At 68.8% G+C, this 16,907-nt stretch carries 17 protein-coding genes, 3 tRNA genes and 1 pseudogene; 12 read left to right on the top strand and 9 right to left on the bottom strand.

Features of this window, described 5'->3' with window-relative positions; genetic code table 11:
* The first annotated feature begins 65 nt into the window (after positions 1 to 65).
* Positions 66 to 782 (top strand): alpha/beta hydrolase family protein, encoded by a 717-nt coding sequence (locus tag NLI01S_RS11485; RefSeq protein WP_067603472.1) that lies wholly within the window; start codon positions 66 to 68, stop codon positions 780 to 782.
* A 101-nt stretch (positions 783 to 883) separates the two neighbouring features.
* On the opposite strand, the gene NLI01S_RS11480 is transcribed toward NLI01S_RS11485, so the two are convergent.
* Positions 884 to 1,966: a M48 family metallopeptidase gene (locus NLI01S_RS11480; protein WP_067603470.1), complete on the bottom strand. Its 1,083-nt coding sequence runs from the start codon at positions 1,964 to 1,966 to the stop codon at positions 884 to 886.
* A 280-nt stretch (positions 1,967 to 2,246) separates the two neighbouring features.
* Here NLI01S_RS11480 and nadD point away from each other — a divergent pair, with 280 nt between their 5' ends.
* From nadD to NLI01S_RS11460, 4 genes are all read left to right on the top strand, one after another.
* Positions 2,247 to 2,861: a nicotinate-nucleotide adenylyltransferase gene (gene nadD, locus NLI01S_RS11475; RefSeq protein ID WP_263363306.1), complete on the top strand. Its 615-nt coding sequence runs from the start codon at positions 2,247 to 2,249 to the stop codon at positions 2,859 to 2,861.
* A gap of 59 nt (positions 2,862 to 2,920) precedes the next feature.
* Positions 2,921 to 3,316 carry a ribosome silencing factor gene (rsfS, locus tag NLI01S_RS11470; RefSeq protein ID WP_067603468.1) on the top strand — a complete coding sequence of 132 codons (396 nt, stop codon included), beginning with the start codon at positions 2,921 to 2,923 and terminating at the stop codon, positions 3,314 to 3,316.
* Positions 3,317 to 3,387: 71 nt separating this feature from the next.
* On the top strand, positions 3,388 to 3,993 hold the full coding sequence (locus tag NLI01S_RS11465; protein ID WP_067603505.1) for a histidine phosphatase family protein: 606 nt from the start codon (positions 3,388 to 3,390) through the stop codon (positions 3,991 to 3,993).
* A 76-nt stretch (positions 3,994 to 4,069) separates the two neighbouring features.
* Positions 4,070 to 4,142, top strand: a tRNA-Ala gene (locus NLI01S_RS11460).
* Between the two features lie 92 nt (positions 4,143 to 4,234).
* Here the strand turns inward: NLI01S_RS11460 and NLI01S_RS11455 are convergent.
* Genes NLI01S_RS11455 through NLI01S_RS11445 form a run of 3 tightly spaced genes read right to left on the bottom strand, consistent with a single transcriptional unit; the run spans position 4,235 to position 7,217 of the window.
* On the bottom strand, positions 4,235 to 4,570 hold the full coding sequence (locus NLI01S_RS11455; protein WP_067603463.1) for a hypothetical protein: 336 nt from the start codon (positions 4,568 to 4,570) through the stop codon (positions 4,235 to 4,237).
* Positions 4,552 to 6,165 carry a glycoside hydrolase family 13 protein gene (locus tag NLI01S_RS11450; RefSeq protein WP_067603460.1) on the bottom strand — a complete coding sequence of 538 codons (1,614 nt, stop codon included), beginning with the start codon at positions 6,163 to 6,165 and terminating at the stop codon, positions 4,552 to 4,554. The genes NLI01S_RS11455 and NLI01S_RS11450 overlap by 19 nt, the downstream gene beginning before the upstream one ends.
* A gap of 41 nt (positions 6,166 to 6,206) precedes the next feature.
* The gene (locus tag NLI01S_RS11445) at positions 6,207 to 7,217 is read right to left on the bottom strand and encodes a LacI family DNA-binding transcriptional regulator (RefSeq protein ID WP_223809197.1); all 1,011 of its coding nucleotides are present in this window, start codon (positions 7,215 to 7,217) and stop codon (positions 6,207 to 6,209) included.
* A 221-nt stretch (positions 7,218 to 7,438) separates the two neighbouring features.
* Here NLI01S_RS11445 and NLI01S_RS11440 point away from each other — a divergent pair, with 221 nt between their 5' ends.
* The 3 genes from NLI01S_RS11440 (at position 7,439) to NLI01S_RS11430 (ending at position 10,579) form a co-directional block, all read left to right on the top strand.
* Positions 7,439 to 8,746 (top strand): ABC transporter substrate-binding protein, encoded by a 1,308-nt coding sequence (locus NLI01S_RS11440; RefSeq protein ID WP_067603458.1) that lies wholly within the window; start codon positions 7,439 to 7,441, stop codon positions 8,744 to 8,746.
* Positions 8,747 to 8,831: 85 nt separating this feature from the next.
* Positions 8,832 to 9,680 (top strand): carbohydrate ABC transporter permease, encoded by an 849-nt coding sequence (locus NLI01S_RS11435; protein WP_067603501.1) that lies wholly within the window; start codon positions 8,832 to 8,834, stop codon positions 9,678 to 9,680.
* The gene (locus NLI01S_RS11430) at positions 9,677 to 10,579 is read left to right on the top strand and encodes a carbohydrate ABC transporter permease (RefSeq protein WP_067603456.1); all 903 of its coding nucleotides are present in this window, start codon (positions 9,677 to 9,679) and stop codon (positions 10,577 to 10,579) included. Before NLI01S_RS11435 ends, NLI01S_RS11430 begins: the two co-directional genes overlap by 4 nt.
* A gap of 81 nt (positions 10,580 to 10,660) precedes the next feature.
* Here the strand turns inward: NLI01S_RS11430 and NLI01S_RS11425 are convergent, their stop codons facing one another.
* Positions 10,661 to 11,212 (bottom strand): TetR/AcrR family transcriptional regulator, encoded by a 552-nt coding sequence (locus NLI01S_RS11425; protein WP_067603454.1) that lies wholly within the window; start codon positions 11,210 to 11,212, stop codon positions 10,661 to 10,663.
* Between the two features lie 76 nt (positions 11,213 to 11,288).
* On the opposite strand from NLI01S_RS11425, the gene NLI01S_RS11420 reads away from it, so the two are divergent.
* Positions 11,289 to 12,296 (top strand): FAD-dependent monooxygenase, encoded by a 1,008-nt coding sequence (locus NLI01S_RS11420; protein WP_067603453.1) that lies wholly within the window; start codon positions 11,289 to 11,291, stop codon positions 12,294 to 12,296.
* A 25-nt stretch (positions 12,297 to 12,321) separates the two neighbouring features.
* Here NLI01S_RS11420 and NLI01S_RS11415 read toward each other — a convergent pair whose 3' ends face one another.
* Entirely contained in the window at positions 12,322 to 14,094 is a 1,773-nt protein-coding gene (locus NLI01S_RS11415; RefSeq protein ID WP_067603452.1) for an ABC transporter ATP-binding protein, read from the bottom strand.
* A 138-nt stretch (positions 14,095 to 14,232) separates the two neighbouring features.
* On the opposite strand from NLI01S_RS11415, the gene NLI01S_RS11410 reads away from it, so the two are divergent.
* Complete coding sequence (locus NLI01S_RS11410) at positions 14,233 to 14,820, top strand: TetR/AcrR family transcriptional regulator (RefSeq protein ID WP_067603450.1); 588 nt, start codon at positions 14,233 to 14,235, stop codon at positions 14,818 to 14,820.
* A gap of 47 nt (positions 14,821 to 14,867) precedes the next feature.
* On the opposite strand, the gene NLI01S_RS11405 is transcribed toward NLI01S_RS11410, so the two are convergent.
* Entirely contained in the window at positions 14,868 to 15,161 is a 294-nt protein-coding gene (locus tag NLI01S_RS11405; protein WP_067603448.1) for a GroES family chaperonin, read from the bottom strand.
* 171 nt (positions 15,162 to 15,332) lie between these two features.
* Here NLI01S_RS11405 and NLI01S_RS11400 point away from each other — a divergent pair.
* Positions 15,333 to 15,405, top strand: a tRNA-Ala gene (locus tag NLI01S_RS11400).
* Between the two features lie 389 nt (positions 15,406 to 15,794).
* On the opposite strand, the gene NLI01S_RS11395 is transcribed toward NLI01S_RS11400, so the two are convergent.
* Positions 15,795 to 16,004 (bottom strand): hypothetical protein, encoded by a 210-nt coding sequence (locus NLI01S_RS11395; RefSeq protein ID WP_067603444.1) that lies wholly within the window; start codon positions 16,002 to 16,004, stop codon positions 15,795 to 15,797.
* Positions 16,005 to 16,170: 166 nt separating this feature from the next.
* Between NLI01S_RS11395 and NLI01S_RS11390 the strand changes: the two genes are divergently transcribed.
* A tRNA-Ala gene (locus tag NLI01S_RS11390) sits at positions 16,171 to 16,243 on the top strand.
* A 269-nt stretch (positions 16,244 to 16,512) separates the two neighbouring features.
* On the opposite strand, the pseudogene NLI01S_RS11385 reads toward NLI01S_RS11390, so the two are convergent.
* A pseudogene (locus NLI01S_RS11385) lies at positions 16,513 to 16,806 on the bottom strand (SRPBCC domain-containing protein); the annotation flags it as partial.
* Positions 16,807 to 16,907 lie beyond the last annotated feature (101 nt).

Genomic DNA, 16,907 nt, shown 5'->3' with positions numbered 1-16,907 from the left:
CCAGCCGCCAACAACCAGCCACCACCACGCCCACCACTCGGAATTACTCATCTAGGGAGACCACGGTGCCGACCGCCTATGGCGACCATCCCAGCCAGATCATCCACCGTCACGAGCCCCGCCGGGGCGCCGGACCCGCCCCGGTCGCGGTCCTGCTGCACGGCGGCTGGTGGCGGGACCTGCACGACGCGCACCTGATGGACCCCTTGGCCGAGGACCTGACCGCCGCCGGGTGGTTCGTGTGGAACATCGAATATCGCCGCACCGGAACCGACGGCGGTGGCTGGCCACAGACGGCCGACGACGTCGCCCGCGCCCTGGACCTGCTCACCGCCACAGCCGACCGCGAAGATGGGCTGGACACCTCACGAGTGGTCGCCATCGGGCACTCCGCCGGAGGCCATCTCGCCCTCCTGACCGCCGCGGACTCCCTCGTCACCTCCGTGGTCGCCCTGGCGCCCATCACAGACATGCGCCGCTGCGCCGACGCCGGGTTGGGGGAGGACGCCGTCGCACCCTTCCTCGGCCCCGATCCCACCCCCGAGCTGTACACGGAATCCTCGCCCCTGCGCCGACTCCCCATCGGAGTCCCGCAGTTGATCGTGCACGGCGCCGCCGACCAGCGCGTGCCCGTCGAACACAGCCGCGACTACGTGGCCGCGGCCCGGGCCGCCGGGGACCCCGTGGAGTACCGGGAGATCGCCGGAGCCGACCACTTCGCCGTCATCGACCCCGCGCACACCGCCTGGCGTACCGTGCGCGACGTCCTGGGCGTCCGCTGACGAGACCGGGTTGGCACGACGAACGGCGGGGGCGGAGGGGCCGACCATACCGATCGACCCTTCCACCCCCGCTATCGACCACGACCGTGTTCCGGCCGAGGTCAGTTGTCGTTGGAGCCGTTCGCGCCGCCCGAACCGGACCCGCCCTGGGTGCCGCCCTGGTTCCCACCGTTCCGCCAGCGGTCCGCCATCGAGTCGAAGATGCGCCCGCCCGCGCGCCCGGCGCCGTCGGCCACCCCGCGCAGGGTGCTGACCAGCGGGTCGCTGGTGCGGTTCCACTCGTCCCGGTAGGACCTGGCCGCGTTGCCCGCCTCCTCGGTGACGTTGGCGTCGCGGTCGGTGGAGCGGCGGGGGTAGTCGCCTTCGACGATGCGCTGGTACTCGCCGCTCTCCACCCACCGGTGCAGCTCGGCCACCCGGACCACCGCGAAGGGGTGCGTCGCCGGAACGGTGGTCATCAGCTTCAGCACGCTGTCCACGGCGTCGCCGCCGCCCTCGTACTCGCGGGCCTGCTCCATGAAGGAGTCGGGGTTCATCTGGGACAGGTTGGAACCACCGGCGAGCTTCATCAGGGCGCGCTTGGCGGCGTCCGGGTTCTGACAGGCGAGCAGCCCGGCCCGGTCGCTGGACAGCTCGGACTTGCGCTGCCACTCCCGCAACCCCGCCAGGATCGCCTGGATGGCGATGGCGCCCAACGGGATCCACATGATCTTGGTGGACAGCCACACCAGCAACAGGAGCAACGTGCGGTAGATGGCGTGGCCACTGAGCACGTGTCCGACCTCGTGCCCGATGACGAACCGCTTCTCCTCGGCGTCGAACAGGTCGAACAGGCCGGTCGTCATGACGATGAACGGCTTCTTGCGGCCGATCGCCATGGCGTTGGGCTGGGGGTCCATCTTGACGTAGAGCTCGGGCACCTCGTCCAGGTCCAGGACGTAGGCTGCGTCGCGCAGGTAGTCGTGCAGTTCGGGGAACTGGGTGGGGCTGACACGTACCGCGCTGGAGAGGAACATCAGGCGCAGGGAGCGTTCGTTGATCCGCCCGAAAACGGACTTGACGAGGGTGTCGAAACCCGTCAGGGAACGCAGCGCTACCAGGGCGCCACGATCGGCGGGGTGTTCGTAGGCACGCGCGGAGATATCGGTGAGCCGGACACGGACGCGATCTGGTGAGTTGGCCATATCGGCATGCTATGCGTCACGATGCGGCTTGGCCACGGTTTACGGCAAACGAGATATGACGCGTTCGTGCACATCCCTCACGACCTGCGGGGAAGGAAGCGGGTACGGGCCTTGTTCGAGCAGTTCAGGGCGATGGCGACACGACAGGCGGCCGACCACGGGTTCCCGGGGTCGGCTACCCTCAGGTGGCTGAAACGGGCCACCAAGACAGTGACACGGCGAAACGGAGCGCACAGTGACGGACCAGGCCACCGGCGCCTCCCCCCAGGACGAGACCGCGCTGAGACAGAGACGGGTCGGAACGCCCCCGACCAAGGTCGGCATCATGGGTGGAACCTTCGACCCCATCCACCACGGTCACCTCGTGGCGGCCAGTGAGGTCGCCCACCTCTTCGGGCTCGACGAGGTCGTCTTCGTTCCCACCGGGCAGCCCTGGCAGAAGGACCCCGCCAAGGTCACCCCCTCCGAGGACCGCTACCTGATGACGGTCATCGCCACGGCCGAGAACCCCCAATTCCGGGTCGATCGCGCCGAGATCGATCGCTCCGGACCGACCTACACCATCGACACCCTCCGCCAGATGCGCGCCTCCTACGGGCCCGACGTGGAGTTGTACTTCATCACCGGAGCCGACGCCCTCGGCGCGATCCTCAGTTGGCACAACGTCGACGAACTCTTCGACCTCGCGCATTTCGTAGGCTGTAACCGGCCCGGACACCACCTCAGCGACACCGGCCTCCCCGAAGGCAAGGTCTCCCTGGTGGAGGTCCCCGCGCTCGCCATCTCCTCGACCGAGTGCCGCGAACGCGTCCGCAAGGGCGAACCCATCTGGTACCTGGTACCCGACGGCATCGTCCGCTACATCCACAAGACCGGGCTCTACCTGGAGCCATGAGGTGACGGACCACAACCGTCACCGGTCGCACCCGATCAAGTGAAGGCAGCAACCACAACGTGACAGCCACCGACAGGGCAGTGGAACTGGTCCAGGTCGCCGCAGAGGCCGCCTCCGACAAGCTCGGCCAGGAGATCATCGCCTACGACGTCAGCGAACAGCTCATGATCACCGACGCCTTCGTGCTGTGCTCGGCGCCCAACGACCGTCAGGTCCGAGCCATCGTCGACGAGGTCGAGGACCAGCTGCGCATCAAGTCCGGCGCCAAGCCCGTCCGTCGCGAGGGCGAACGGGACGGCCGCTGGGTCCTGCTGGACTACGCCGAGATCATCGTGCACGTTCAGCACGAGGAGGAACGCGGCTTCTACGGGCTCGAGCGCCTCTGGAAGGACTGCCCCGAGATCGAGCTCCCCGAAGGCTCCCGAGGGGCCGAGCGCACCCCGCTGAACGAGTAGCAAGCCCACGCGGCCGCAGCGGCCGCCGGACAAGAGAGACACACCACGTGAGTGACACCACCACCCCTCGTGTGCTGTTCTGGCGGCACGGACGCACCTCCTGGAACGTCGAGAAACGCTTCCAGGGGCAGACCGACATCGGCCTCGACCCGGTCGGCCACGCTCAGGCCGAACGGGCCGGTCGGCTGCTCGCGACCTTGAACCCCGCCCTCATCGTCGCGTCCGACCTCAAGCGCGCCGCCGACACCGCCGGATACCTCGAACGCGCCTGCGGGCTCCCGGTGGAGTTCGACAAGGGCCTGCGCGAACGCTACGGCGGATCCTGGGAAGGGCACACGGCCACCGAACTCGCCGAGCGCTACCCCGCCCAACACCCGACCATGGACATCCCCGACGGGGAGGCCATCGCCGACGTCGGCGACCGCATGCTCGCCGCCATCGAACGGGGACTCGCCAAGACCCCCGCCGGCGGCCTGCTCGTCATGGTCAGTCACGGAGCGGCCCTGCGTGTGGGGATCTCGCGCATGCTCGACATCCCCGACGAACGCCGTGAGCTCCTCGGTCCCCTCGGCAACTGCAACTGGTCCGTCCTCCAGGCCCGTGGTGAGACCTGGCGACTCATGGAACACAACGCCGCCAGCCTCCCCGAGCCCGTCGTCCTCAGCGACGACGCCTGATTCCGTTTCGACGAACGGCCGATCATCCGCTAAAGTTCAGGGAGTCGAAAGGGCGCAGCCCCGACGACTCCCACGAGGGGCTATGGCGCAGTTGGTAGCGCGCCTCCATGGCATGGAGGAGGTCTGGGGTTCGAATCCCCATAGCTCCACAAGACTCAGGACGATCCTGCTCGGTGGCCTTCGGCCGCCTCGCCGGGTCGTCCTCGTCGTTTCTTCTGGGGCAGCCCCCAGACCTCCGCGCTCAGATGGACCGCCAGGCGTTCAGGAAGCCGGCCAGGTACCGGAAAGGGATCGCGGCCCCCTTGGTCTGGTCGATGGTCCCGGCCAGGTGCACATCCAGCTCTGGGCAGTGGAACAGCCAGGTCCCGGTGCCGCCGGCGTGGCCGACGAGGGTGAGGGGCGCTCGCCCACCGGTCATGAGCCGGTGAACATTGAAGTACATGGTGCCCAGCCCATAGTGGATCATCGGGAGGTTGCGCAGCCGGTTGCGGCGTTCGGTGAGGGCCTGGCCGAGGCATTCCGGGCCCAGGCCCGCCGCTGCGCCGCCGCTGTCGACCCCTAGACGGTGCCCATCCACACGGCGGCGTCGGTGGGGAGTTCGGTCGAGACGTCGGTGCTGGACAGCAGTACTTCGCCGGCGGGCAACCGCACCGGTTCGGGACCGGTGTTGACCAGCACCAGCACCTTGCCTCGGCGAAACGCCACCACCGGGCCCAGGTTCAGGGCGTCGTCCCACACCAGGACCTCGTCACCGGAGAAGGTCCGGCGCAACCGCAGCGCGTTCCGGTACAGCCACAGCGTCGAGTCCAGGTCCTCCTCCTGGGCCTGGGCCGAGTACTCGCCCCACCAGTCGGGCTGGGGGAGCCAGGAACCTCCCTGACCGAACCCGAACGAGGTGCCCTCCCGGGTCCACGGCAGCGGGACCCGACAGCCGTCCCGGCCCTTGTCGGTGTGCCCACTGCCCCGCCACCGAGGGTCCTCCAAGGCGTAGGCCGGTAGATCCGCGACCTCCGGCAATCCCAGCTCCTCGCCCTGGTAGACGTAGGCCGACCCCGGCAGGGCCAGGGTGAGCAGCGCCAACGCGCGGGCGCGGGCCCGGCCCAGGGCGTGGTCGGGTTCGGGGTCGTGGCCGTCCGACAGCAGCCAGCGGCGCGGATCGGTGCCCGCGGGCAGCCCCAGCAGGGAGGGTTTGCGCACCACGTCGTGGTTGCCGGTCACCCAGGTGGGGACGGTGCCCACCCTGGTGGCGTCGGCGATGGAGGAGGCGATCACCCTCCGGTAGGCGTCCGCGTCCCAGGGGGCCATGAGGTACTCGAAGTTGAACGCCTGGTCGAGCTCGTCGGGCCGGGTGTAGCGCACCCGACGCTCCCCGGGCAGCCACACCTCGGCGACGGACGCGCGCGGCGGGTCGTAGGCGGACAGCACGTCGTTCCAGTCCCGGTACACCTCGTGTACCTCGGGCCGGTCCAGGAACGGATGGTCGGGGTTGGCGGCGATGTCCTCGAACCGCCCACCGTCCACCAGGATCAGGTCGCGCAGCGGTTCCAGGTCCTTGACCAGGGCGTAGGCCACGTCGATGCGGAAACCGTCGACGCCGCGATCGCTCCAGAATCGCAGGATGTCCCGGAACTCCTCGCGGACCCGTTCATCGTCCCAGTTCAGGTCCGGTTGCTCGGGGGCGAACATGTGCAGGTACCACTGCCCGTCCGGAACCCGGGTCCAGGCGGGCCCACCGAAGGTGGAGCGCCAGTTCGTGGGCGGCTCGGAGCCGTCGGGTCCTCGCCCGTCCCGGAACAAGTACAGGTCCCGCTCCGGAGCGTCGGGAGAGGCCAGCGCCGCCCGGAACCACGGGTGCTCCTGGGAAGTGTGGTTGGGCACGATGTCGATCATCACTCGCAGGTCGCGGGCGTGCGCGGCCTGGACCATGGCGTCGAAGTCGGCGAGCGTGCCGAGCAGGGGGTCGACGTCGCGGAAGTCGGACACGTCGTAACCGCCGTCGGCCCAGGGCGAGCGGTAGAACGGCGACAGCCAGATCCCGTCTGCGCCCAGCTGCGCCACGTGGTCCAGCCGGTCGGTGATCCCGCGCAGGTCGCCCACCCCGTCCCCGTCGGAGTCGGCGAGGCTGCGCGGGTAGACCTGGTAGAGGACGGCATCGCGCCACCACGGTCGCATGTTCTCTCCTTCTGGCCTGGTCGGTCGGACGGTCGGGACGGTCACTCGCTCAGTAGCGGAGCCGAGGTGGACTGTCGGAGGATGAGTCGGGTGGGCATCTCCACGTGCCGATCCGGTGGGTCCTCACCGGCGAGGATTTTCACGGTGAGGTCGGCGGCGGACGCTCCGATCGCGCGGGGCGACTGGTCGACCGTGGTCAGGTCCAGGACCGCGGCGGCCTCGTGGTTGTCGAAGCCCATGAGCGAGATCGCTCCGGGCACGGGGATGCCGGACCGGCGCAGCGTGCGGTGCGCGCCCATGGCGATGTCGTCGAACTCGGTGAGGACGGCGGTGGGCGGCCGGTGGTCGGAGAGTAGTTCCCCCATGGCGAGTTCGCCGCCCCGATGATCTGGTGTGCTCAGCACGCTCCACTCGGCGAGTCCGGCGTCGACCATGGTGCTCTGGAAGCCCTCCAACCGGTTCCGTGAGCTCCGGCCGCGCCACGAACCGCCCTCGGAACCGATGTAGGCCACGCGGGTGTGGCCGAGGTTGAGCAGGTGTCGTGTGGCCTTGGCGGCACCCTGCCGGTCGTCGATGAACACCCCGGCCCGGCCGGGGAGACACTGTCCGGTGAGGACGAGGGGAACGCCGACCTCGTCCAGACGCCCGCACTCCTCGGCCGACAGGTCCATGGCCACCGTGATGACCGCGTCGCTGTTGCGCCTCAGTGGCAGCGCACTCGTCCAACCGGGCTGTCGGCGCAGCTCTCCCACCTGGTACACGAGCATGTCCAGGCCGGCGCGCTGTAGACCGTCGCTGATGCCGGCCAGGACCGACCCGAAGAACCACGGCTGCAGGAACGGGACGAGCACCGCCACCCGGCCGGTGCGTCCGGTGACCAGCCCCGAGGCGTTGCGCGAGACCACGTAGGAGAGTTCGGCGGCCGCTTCCTGTACGCGTTCGCGGACGGCGGGGGCGACCCCCGGGACGCCGCGCATCACACGCGAGACCGTGGACAGTGAGACCCCTGCGCGACGTGCGACGTCCCGCATGCTCGGGGGGTGCTTGCTCATGCCTCCACGGTAAGAGCGATTGTCCGCTATGGCAACGTTTTCAACAGATTTACCTACACCATCACCTCCATCGCCACCAAATATGCATACGTATCGAGGAAGTATGTTGACTAGGTCACATATTCGATGGCATCGTTTTCAGACAACCGAACCGGGCGTCGTCCCGGCACCTCGACGCCGTGTCTCCACATCTCCCGGGGAGGCGCGAAAAGGAGAGAGGCATGCCAGCACTTCCATGGCACCGGCGATTCACATGGCGAGCGGGTAGTGCCGCCTTCGCGACCCTGGTCCTGACCCTGGCCACCGCCTGTGGAGAACCCCCCGGGCAGGAGTCCGACGCCGAGGGCGAGAGCGCCGGTCTGGCCGACGACCCCCAGTTCGTGTGGGCGGTCACCGGCGCCGACCGGCACATCCACGAGGAGGTGGCCCGCCTGTGGAACGAGAACAACCCCGACCGGCAGGTCGAGATCTTCTTCCTCGCCCCCACCGCAGACGAGCAGCGCCAGGCCATGTTCCAGGACCTTCAGGCCCAGGCCGGCGAGTTCGACGTGCTCGGCCTCGACGTCATCTGGACCGGGGAGTTCGCCGACTTCGGCTACATCGAGAGCCTGGAGGACATGCGCGGCGAGATCGAGGACGTGAGCCTGCCCGGCGCCATCGACAGCGCGCAATGGCAGCAGGAGCTCTACGCCCTGCCGTACTCCTCCAACGGGGCCTTCCTCTACTACCGCACCGACCTCATCGATGAGCCGCCCACCACCTGGGACGAGCTCTACGAGACCGGCATGGCGGCCGCCGAGGAGGAGGGCATCGCGCCCTTCGTCGGTCAGGGCGACCAGTACGAGGGCTTCGTCGTCACCTACCTGGAGATGTTCTGGTCCGCCGGGGGCGAACTCTTCGACGAGTCCCAGGAGAACTCCACGTTCCTGGAGGGCGACGCGGCCCAGACCGCGCTGGACTTCATGATCGAGGGTCAGGAGAACGGGTTCTTCGCGGAGGGCTTCGACTCGATGGTCGAGGACGACGCCCGCGCCCTCTTCCAGTCCGGCGAGGCCGTCTACATGCGCAACTGGCCCTACGCCGTCCCGCTCCTGGAGGGCGAGGAGGACGAGGAGAGCGCGGTCGCCGGGGACTTCGCGGTGGCGCCGCTGCCCTCCTTCACCGGTGAGGCGGGCACCAGTGCCCTGGGTGGACTCAACAACGCCGTCAGCAGCCTGAGCGAGAACAAGGAACTGGCGAGCGAGTTCGTGCTCTGGGCCGCCACCGACCCCGAGGCGCAGGCCATCCTGGCCGACAACAGCCTCCCACCGACCATGGTCAGCGCCTACGAGGAGGCCGAGGACCCCGACTTCGAGATGCTCGGAGACATCCTCGCCGAGGCGCAGGCCCGCCCGCCGGTGCCCGGCTACAACTCGTTGTCCCTGGAGATCCAGGACAACCTGCACCCGGCCTTCCTCGGTCAAGAGGACCCGGAGACCGCGCTGCGGGCCGTGGACACCGCCGCAGGCAACGCACTCGAGGGAGAGTAGAGGAGCGATGTCCGATTCCACGGATGTCGCCCCCGACGTCGTCAAGGCCGTGCGCCGGCGCGCCCATGGACTGGGGGAGCAGGCGATGGGGCGGATCTTCCTCGCCCCGTCGCTCGCCTTCATGGCGCTGATCGCGCTCTTCCCGGTGTTCTACGCCGTCTGGATGAGCCTGTACGACATCCGGGGGTTCAACCGAGAACTCGTGGGCGTCGAGAACTACGTCGGAGCCCTGACCGATCCCGGTTTCTGGAACGCCGCGCAGAACACCCTGGTCTTCACGGTGGCCTCGGTGTCCCTGGAGTTCGTCGTCGGGATGGCGTTCGCGCTCATCATGCACCAGGTGTTCTTCGGTCGTGGCCTGACCCGCGCGGTCATCCTGGTGCCGTGGGTGATCCCGACCGCGGTCGCGGCCCAGGTGTGGCGGTACATGTTCGACCACAACCCCGGGTTCGTGAACGCGGTGCTGGGCACCGACATCAACTGGCTCCGTGACCCGGCCTGGTCGATGGTCGGCATCATCAGCGCGGACGTGTGGAAGACCGCCCCGTTCGTGGCGTTGCTGCTCCTGGCCGGGTTGCAGACCATCCCCAAGGACTACTACGAGGCCGCCAAGATGGACGGCGCCAACGTGTTCCAGCGGTTCTGGACCATCACGCTGCCACTGCTGCGACCGGCGATCGTGGTGGCGCTGCTGTTCCGCACCGTGGACGCACTGCGCATGTTCGACTTCGCGTACGTGTTCTCCGGGTACTCGAACTCGCTGGCGACCCTGTCGGTGTACGCGCAGCGGTTCCTGGTCGCCGAACCACAACCGGGCTACGCCAACGCGCTGTCCACGGTCACGTTCGTCATCGTCATGCTCGTCGGCCTGGCCTTCATCGGTCGGATGGGCCGCCACATGGTCGGTGACGTGGGGCGGAAGGAGAAGCGATGAGCGTCGCACAGAGCCAGGGGGCGACCCGCGCGGTCCACCGTTCCGAACGAGGAACCCCGCCGGCGGTCTCCGGAGCACTCAAGCTGCTGGGACTGTTGGTGGTGCTGACCTGGTGCCTGTTCCCGTTCCTATGGATGGGGATGACCAGTCTGCGCACGGGATCGGTGGCGTTGACCGACCCGAACATCCTCAGTGGACCGTTCAGCCTGGGCAACTACCAGGAGGTCGTGGACCAGGGATTCCTGTTCCCGCTGCGCAACTCGCTGATCGTGGCGGCGGTGACCACGCTGATCTGCATCCCGGTGGCCTCGCTCGCCGGGTACGCGCTGGCCCGACTGCCGCTGGCCGGCAAGTTCGCGCTGCTGGCGGCCACGCTGGTGGCGACCCTGTTCCCGCCGGTCGCCCTGGTCAACCCGCTGTACCAGATGTACCTGCAACTCAACGAGTGGACCGGGATCAACCTGCTCAACTCCTACGCGGGCATGATCATCCCGTACGTGGCGTTGACCCTGCCGCTGGCCATCTTCATCCTGACGACGTTCTTCGCGGGCATCCCCAAGGAGATCGAGGAGTCGGCCAAGGTCGATGGGGCCACGCCGTTCCAGGCGTTCCTGAGGGTGGTGGCGCCACTGGCCGCGCCGGGCGTGGGGGCGGCCTCGATCCTCACGTTCGTCTACGCCACCAACGAGTTCCTGCTCGCCTTCTCGTTCGCCCCGCGCGACCTGAACGTGCAGACCGTCCCGGTCTTCGTGGGCACCTTCGAGAGGGTCGGCTACGAGAACCCGATCGGTCAGATCATGGCCGCCTCGGTGCTGGTGTCCGTCCCGCTCATCATCTTCGCGCTCGTCCTGCAACGCAGGATCGTGGCGGGGCTGACCTCGGGGGCGGTGAAGGGCTGAGGTCTGGTCCGTTCGAGTGAGCCGGTGTCCCGGAGGTCCTGTGCGGACCCACCGGGGCACCGTCGTTTGCGGAGTCAGGGGTCAGGGGGCCAGGCAGGCGCGGGTCACGCGCAGGAGCTGCTCGCGCGGCTCCACCGCCTCGGGCCGCAGCAGTGCGTGCATGATGAGCCCGTCGGCGTAGGCCAGCAGGGTCCGTGCGGCGGTGCGCGGCGTGGCGGTCCCCAGACCGGTGAGGATCTCGATGACCCAGGTCCGGAGCAGGTCGTGCCCGCGATTGAGGGAGGCGCGCACCTCCAGGTTGTGCGTGGCCTCCATCGACAGGGTGTAGCGGGCCACGGTCCGCCTCCGATGTGTGGTGGTCATCTCCGAGACGAACAGTGCCAGGGTGTCCACCAGACCTTCGATGGTGCTCACCTCCAGGCCGTTCAGATCGGCCCAGTCCCGGCGGTCGAGTTCCTCCAGACGTTCCACGACCCCGCGTACGAGGGCGTCTCGGGTGCGGAAGTGGTTGGAGGTCGAACCCTTGGGCAGGCCGGCCTCGACGTCCACCTTGCCGTGGGTGAGGGCGTGCAGACCTCGGGTGCCCAACAGTTCGATGGCGGCGTCGAGGGCACGGGCTCTTGTCCGGGACATGGCGGCATACTACATTCGTAGTTAGGGGTACTACGATCGTAGTACCTGCGGGACGCGAGCGGACGGGGTGACATCGATGCGCGCAACGGCACTGGTGGTGGGTGGGGGGATCGCCGGACTCGCGGTCGCCCGCGGACTGCTCGACGGTGGCTGGGAGGTGCAGGTACGCGAGAGACTCTCCGGTCCGCCCGACATCGGTGGCGCCCTCGGTGTGTGGCCGGGCGCCATGGCCGCCCTGGACCGGCTCGGCCTGGGCGAGGAGGCTCGTGCCCGTGCCGAGTACCGGTCCACGCTGAGGCTGCGCCGCCCAGACGGCCGCGTGCTGCTCGGCGCCGAAGGCCGCGGTGGCCACCTGGTGTCCCGATCCGCCCTGCTCGACCTGCTGGTGAGGGCGCTCCCCGACGGAACCGTGCGGTGGAACACCCCCGTGACCGTCGCGGACCTCGCCCCCGGCCGCGACCACGACCTGGTGATCGGCGCGGACGGAATCCACAGCCTCGTTCGAGACACCGCCTTCTCCCGAGCGAGCCCGCCGCGCCCGCTCGGATCCGTCGCCTACCGGGGAACGCTGCCCGGAGGGGTGGGTCGGGTGACCGAGGTCTGGGGCGGACGCCGCATCTTCGGCATCACCCCGCTCGACGCCCACACCACCAACTGGTACGCGGCCCTGGACCGGCGCCTGCTCACGGAGACCGAACTCGCCTCGCGCGACCCGGACGTCCACGCCGCCGTCCTGCGCCGTGAGTACGCCGGTTGGTACCCCGACGTCGCGCGGATCGTCTCCGGGGCACGGACCCACGGTGTGGATCGAAGAACCCTGTACGACCTGCCGGCGTTCGGCCGCTACGCGAAGGGACGCCACGCGCTCATCGGCGACGCCGCCCACGCCATGGCGCCCAACCTCGGCCGGGGCGCCTGCGAGTCCCTCATCGACGCGGCGACCTTGAGCCGGGCCCTGGCGGAGGAACCCTCGCTCGGGCGGGCGCTGGCCCGCTACGACCGCGCCCGCCGAGGCCCCACCCGCCGAATCGTGGCCGCGTCCCGGATGGTGAACCGGATCGCCGTCACGACCCGGATGCCGTGAGTCCGCGGAGGCACGGCACGGTGATTCAGCTCGGGGCGGCCTCGGCGGCCACCTCGTCGCCGTGACCGGACCGATCGAGTCCCCCTTCCTCGATCTGGGCGATGTGCAGGGCCGCGACCAGCTCCCGGTACAGGGCGTCCCGCTCCAGCAGCTCCCGGTGGGTGCCCTGGGCACGGATCCGGCCGTCCTCCAGAAGCAGGATGCGGTCGGCGCGGATGACCGTGGACAGGCGGTGCGCGATGGTCACCACGGCTCCGCGGTCGGCCTGACGGCGGACGCTCTCGGTGATGGCGGCCTCGGTGATCGCGTCCACTTGCGAGGTCGCCTCGTCCAGCAGCAGCACGTCCGGGGACCCCAACAGAGCCCGGGCCAGGGCGACGCGCTGGCGCTGACCACCGGAGAACGAGTTGGAGTCCAACGGGGTGTCCAGGCCCTGCTCCAGCGAGGCGACCTTGTCGGCCAACCGCACCTCGTCGAGGACCCGGCGCAGTTCGTCCTCACCGACCTCGGGGCGGGTGAACAGCAGGTTGTCACGGATGGTGCCCGGCACCACCGGGGTGTCCTGCTCCACGTAGGCGAAGCGTGCCCGGACCTGTCGCGGGGAGAGCTCACGGTACGGTCTGCCCTCCAACAGCAGCTCGCCGTGCTCCGGTTCGAGGAAGCGGAGCAACAACGACAGCACCGTGGTCTTGCCCGCGCCGGACGGGCCGACGATGGCGGTGTGCCCGTGGCGGGGGACGGTGATGTCGACCTCCTCCAAGGCGGCCTCGGCCCCCGGGGCGTAGCGGGCGGTGACCCCGCGCAGCTCCAACAACGGGCTCCCGTGGCCGTTCTCGGCGGATCGGGCGAGGGGGCGCTCGGCGGTGGGTTCGAGGGGGAGGGCCTCCACCTCGCGGATGCGCTTGGCCGCGGCGATGCCCGACTGCAACGTGGTGACGCTCTGGGAGAGCTCCATGACCGGGGTCATCAGGGTGAACGCGTAGAGCAGGAACGCCACCAGGGTGGAGACGGCGATCTCCCCGGAGGCCACCCGGAGCGCGCCCAGACCGAGGATCGCGATGATCGACAGCTGGATCCCACCGAAGGCGATCGTCCACGCCACGGCCTCCCGGCGCACCGACCGGATGCCGTACGCGGCGGCGTCCTGGGCGTGGCCCAGGATCTGGTCGCCCAGACGCTCCTCGGCGCGGCTCACCTTGACGGTGCGGATCGCCCGCAGCGACCCGTCGAGGACCCCGCCCATCAGACCGAGCGAGTTCTGAGCCCTCTCCTGCGCCTTGGCCAGGGCGGGCATCAGGGTGAGGAACAGGACCGTCACGATGGCCACCGCGGACGCGGTCACCGCGAGCAGTACCAGGTCCAGCACACCCATCATGATGAGTGTGCCGACCAGCAGCACGCCACCGTTGACCAGGCTGATCACGCTGCTGGAAGCGGCTTCGCGCAGCAGGACGGTGTCGGAGGTGGCCCGGGTGACGAGTTCGCCGGAGGGGCGCTTGGACAGCGGTTGCATGGCCGCCCTGAAGTAGCGGCGCACCAGGGACGTGCGCGCGTCCAGAACCACCTTCTCCGCGACCGTGCCCAGCACGATCCAGTGCCACAACCCGAACACCATGCCGCTGACGAACAGGCACAACAGGATCGTCACGGGCATCGCCAGGCTGCCGGCGTCGGACACCGTGTCCAGGACCAGCTTGATCACCATCGGATTGGCCAGTTCCAGGGCCGAACCCAGCAGGGCCAGCACGAGGCCGAGCAGGAGTTTGCGCCGGTGCGGTCGGACGAAGGACCAGAGCACCCGAAGCTGGGCGAAACGTGGTTCATGGGAGGGCGAGGATCGGGAATCGGGCACCGAGGAAGGATCATTCATGGACTGAATTAGGTCATGAGTGACCGATTATCGTCAACCAAGTACCGATCCCTCTAGAATGAAGACATGGTGAAGAGCGCTCCCGCAGAGGAAGAGACAAGGACTCGCGCACGCACCCGCCGCGTGATCCTGGATGCCGCCGTCGACGTCCTGACGGAGAATCGGGCCGCCCCGCTGTCACAGGTGGCCGGCCGGGCAGGTGTCGCCCGCAGCACCCTGCAGCGCTACTTCCCCGAACGCGCCGACCTCGTCGTGGCCTTGGAGGGCTACGCCAACGAACTCGCCGACGAGGCCACCGCGCGCGCCCGCACCACCGAAGGCACCGCGCTCGAAGCCTTCTCCCGTCTGGTCTCCGAGTACTTCGGGCTGGTCAAGGTCATCATGCTCTCCATGGGCGGCGAGGAGATGCCCGATGGGCTCGACGAGGAGCAGTGCGGCCCCAGCGACCTCGCGCTCTACGAGCTCATCGAACGCGGCCACGAGGACGGCACCATCGACCCGCGCGTCACGCCCCTGTGGGCCCAGCAACTCCTGTGGGCCGCCCTCTACGCCGGTTGGACCTACACCGACGTCGCCAAGGTGCCCGTCTTCGAGGCGCACAACATGTGCCTGATGTCCCTGGTCAAGGCGATCGGTCGTGAACCCCGGGCATGACGAAGGGGCCGAGGTCCACCACATGGACCCCGGCCCCGAAACGACGACTAGAGGTACAGACCGGTGCCCCGTTCGGGGGCCTCGTTAGCGATCGCGTGCACGTCCCGCTCTCGCAGGATCACGTACCGCTCACCGTTCAACTCGACCTCGCCCTGCTCCTCCGGATCGAAGAGCACACGATCACCGGTCTTCACGTACCGGGCACTGGTCCCGGCGCCACGGACCTCGCCCCAGGCCAGCCGCGTCGCCAACTTCACCGTGTCCGGAATGACCAGACCCGCGCTGCTGCGCCGCTCACTCTTGTCCGGGATCGCCTTGACCAACAGGCGATCATGGAGCATCTGGATTTCAAGCTTGGAATCGGGCACGTCCCCAGGATATTCGCCCCCACAACGGACTAACCCACCCGGAGCGTCACCAGAAGGTCGGCCAACGTTCGACCTCGGTTCGACCCACCCTTGGAATCCGGTACAGTATTCACATGCCGAGCGGGGCAACCGTCCGGCAGACCAGGGGCTATGGCGCAGTTGGTAGCGCGCCTCCATGGCATGGAGGAGGTCTGGGGTTCGAATCCCCATAGCTCCACGCGACTCCGAGACGACCTTGCTCGGTGGCCTTCGGCCGCCTTGCCGGGTCGTCTCTTCGTTTCTTCTGGGAGACGCCCCCAGGCCCCCTCGCTCCGGAATGATCTTGTTCGGGGGCTTCGTCCGCCTCGCCGGGTCGCGTCGTATGGGTCGAGAGTGGGCAGGTCCAGCGGCAGCCGCCGGTTCCGATCGATCGCGGTCAGGGGCCGAGGTGGTGGGCTGTCGACGAAACCGTGGATCGGTGCGATGGCCTTTTCCACCGGACGGGCCGCGAGCAGCGCCACCGCCCTGAGCGCCACGCGTAGGGGAGGCGCCAGGGAGTCAGGTCGCCGCTCCGGGTGAAACCAGGGTGGTAGAGCACGTGCGGCACTCGTTCGCGCCCGGGCGGGCTCAGACGGAACCTGACTCGGGGTCATCCAACAGACGGGCGACCAGGGCGAGGAACTCGGGGTCCGAAGAGACCAGCCGATCCATCTCGGTGCCGTCGTCACAGGTCAACAAGGACACGGTGACGCTGGTGGGGGTCCGCTCGGCCACGCGCCAAGGCGCTCCGTGCTCCTCCCACCGCAGCAGCGCTCTCGCCTGGGGGTTCTCGGGCATGACATCACCTCTCTCGGCCAGGATAGAACCCCCGTGTCGGCCGGGTCCCGGTCGGAGCGGGCGAGGATGTGTCGGGACGGTCCCACCGCCTCGGTCACGCGGACGTGCGCTGGAACACGTCCGACCCACTCCCGCGCATCCGCTAGGATCAAAAGCACGGCTTCACGGGGCTATGGCGCAGTTGGTAGCGCGCCTCCATGGCATGGAGGAGGTCTGGGGTTCGAATCCCCATAGCTCCACGAGACTCAAGGCGACCAGGTGAACGCGTCCACGCGCTCGCAGGGTCGCCTTCGTCGTTTCCTCTGCCCTTCAGGGGGTTCGGCTCTCCTACGTTCTGGTCACCGGCCGACCCGGAGTGACCGATGGTGAAGTGGAACGCCGCCGGGACGGAATCCGTGGAGCATGCCGAACAGGACAAGGGACGTGGTCCTCGTCGGTGTCGACCGGTGACGTGGGCGGCCAGGCCGGCCAGGGACGACGCCAAACCGGTCTCGTGGTCGTCCGGGGAGACGCCCGGCGGGACGCTGCGTGCCTCGACGACCACCAGCGTGCCCCCGTCCGTGTCGGTCAGCAGCCAGGTCATCGTCATGGTGCCCGCGAAGGCCGGGTCCGGGGCGTCGAACACGATCCGCTGGACGACGCGCTCGCCCGGCATCCGCTCCACGAACTCCGTCTCGACCACGTCGGTCTCCTGTGAGGACTTGCCGTGCCCGGGTTCGCGGTAGGTCAACACCATCCGGTACCCGGATGCGTCGAAGCGCTCGAAGCGGCCCGCCATGCCCTCGGGCGGCAACCACTCCACGAGGCTCTCCGGGTCCACCAGGGCCCGGTACACCTCTGGTCGGGAAGCCTCGATCCGACGTTCGACTCGGTCCACTCGCTCGCTCACGCGGTCAGGGTAGA

The organism is Nocardiopsis listeri NBRC 13360 (assembly GCF_001570765.1).
Lineage (GTDB): Bacteria > Actinomycetota > Actinomycetes > Streptosporangiales > Streptosporangiaceae > Nocardiopsis > Nocardiopsis listeri.
The sequence above is the reverse complement of the archived record's forward strand: the minus strand, read 5'-3'. Positions and strand labels throughout refer to the sequence as shown.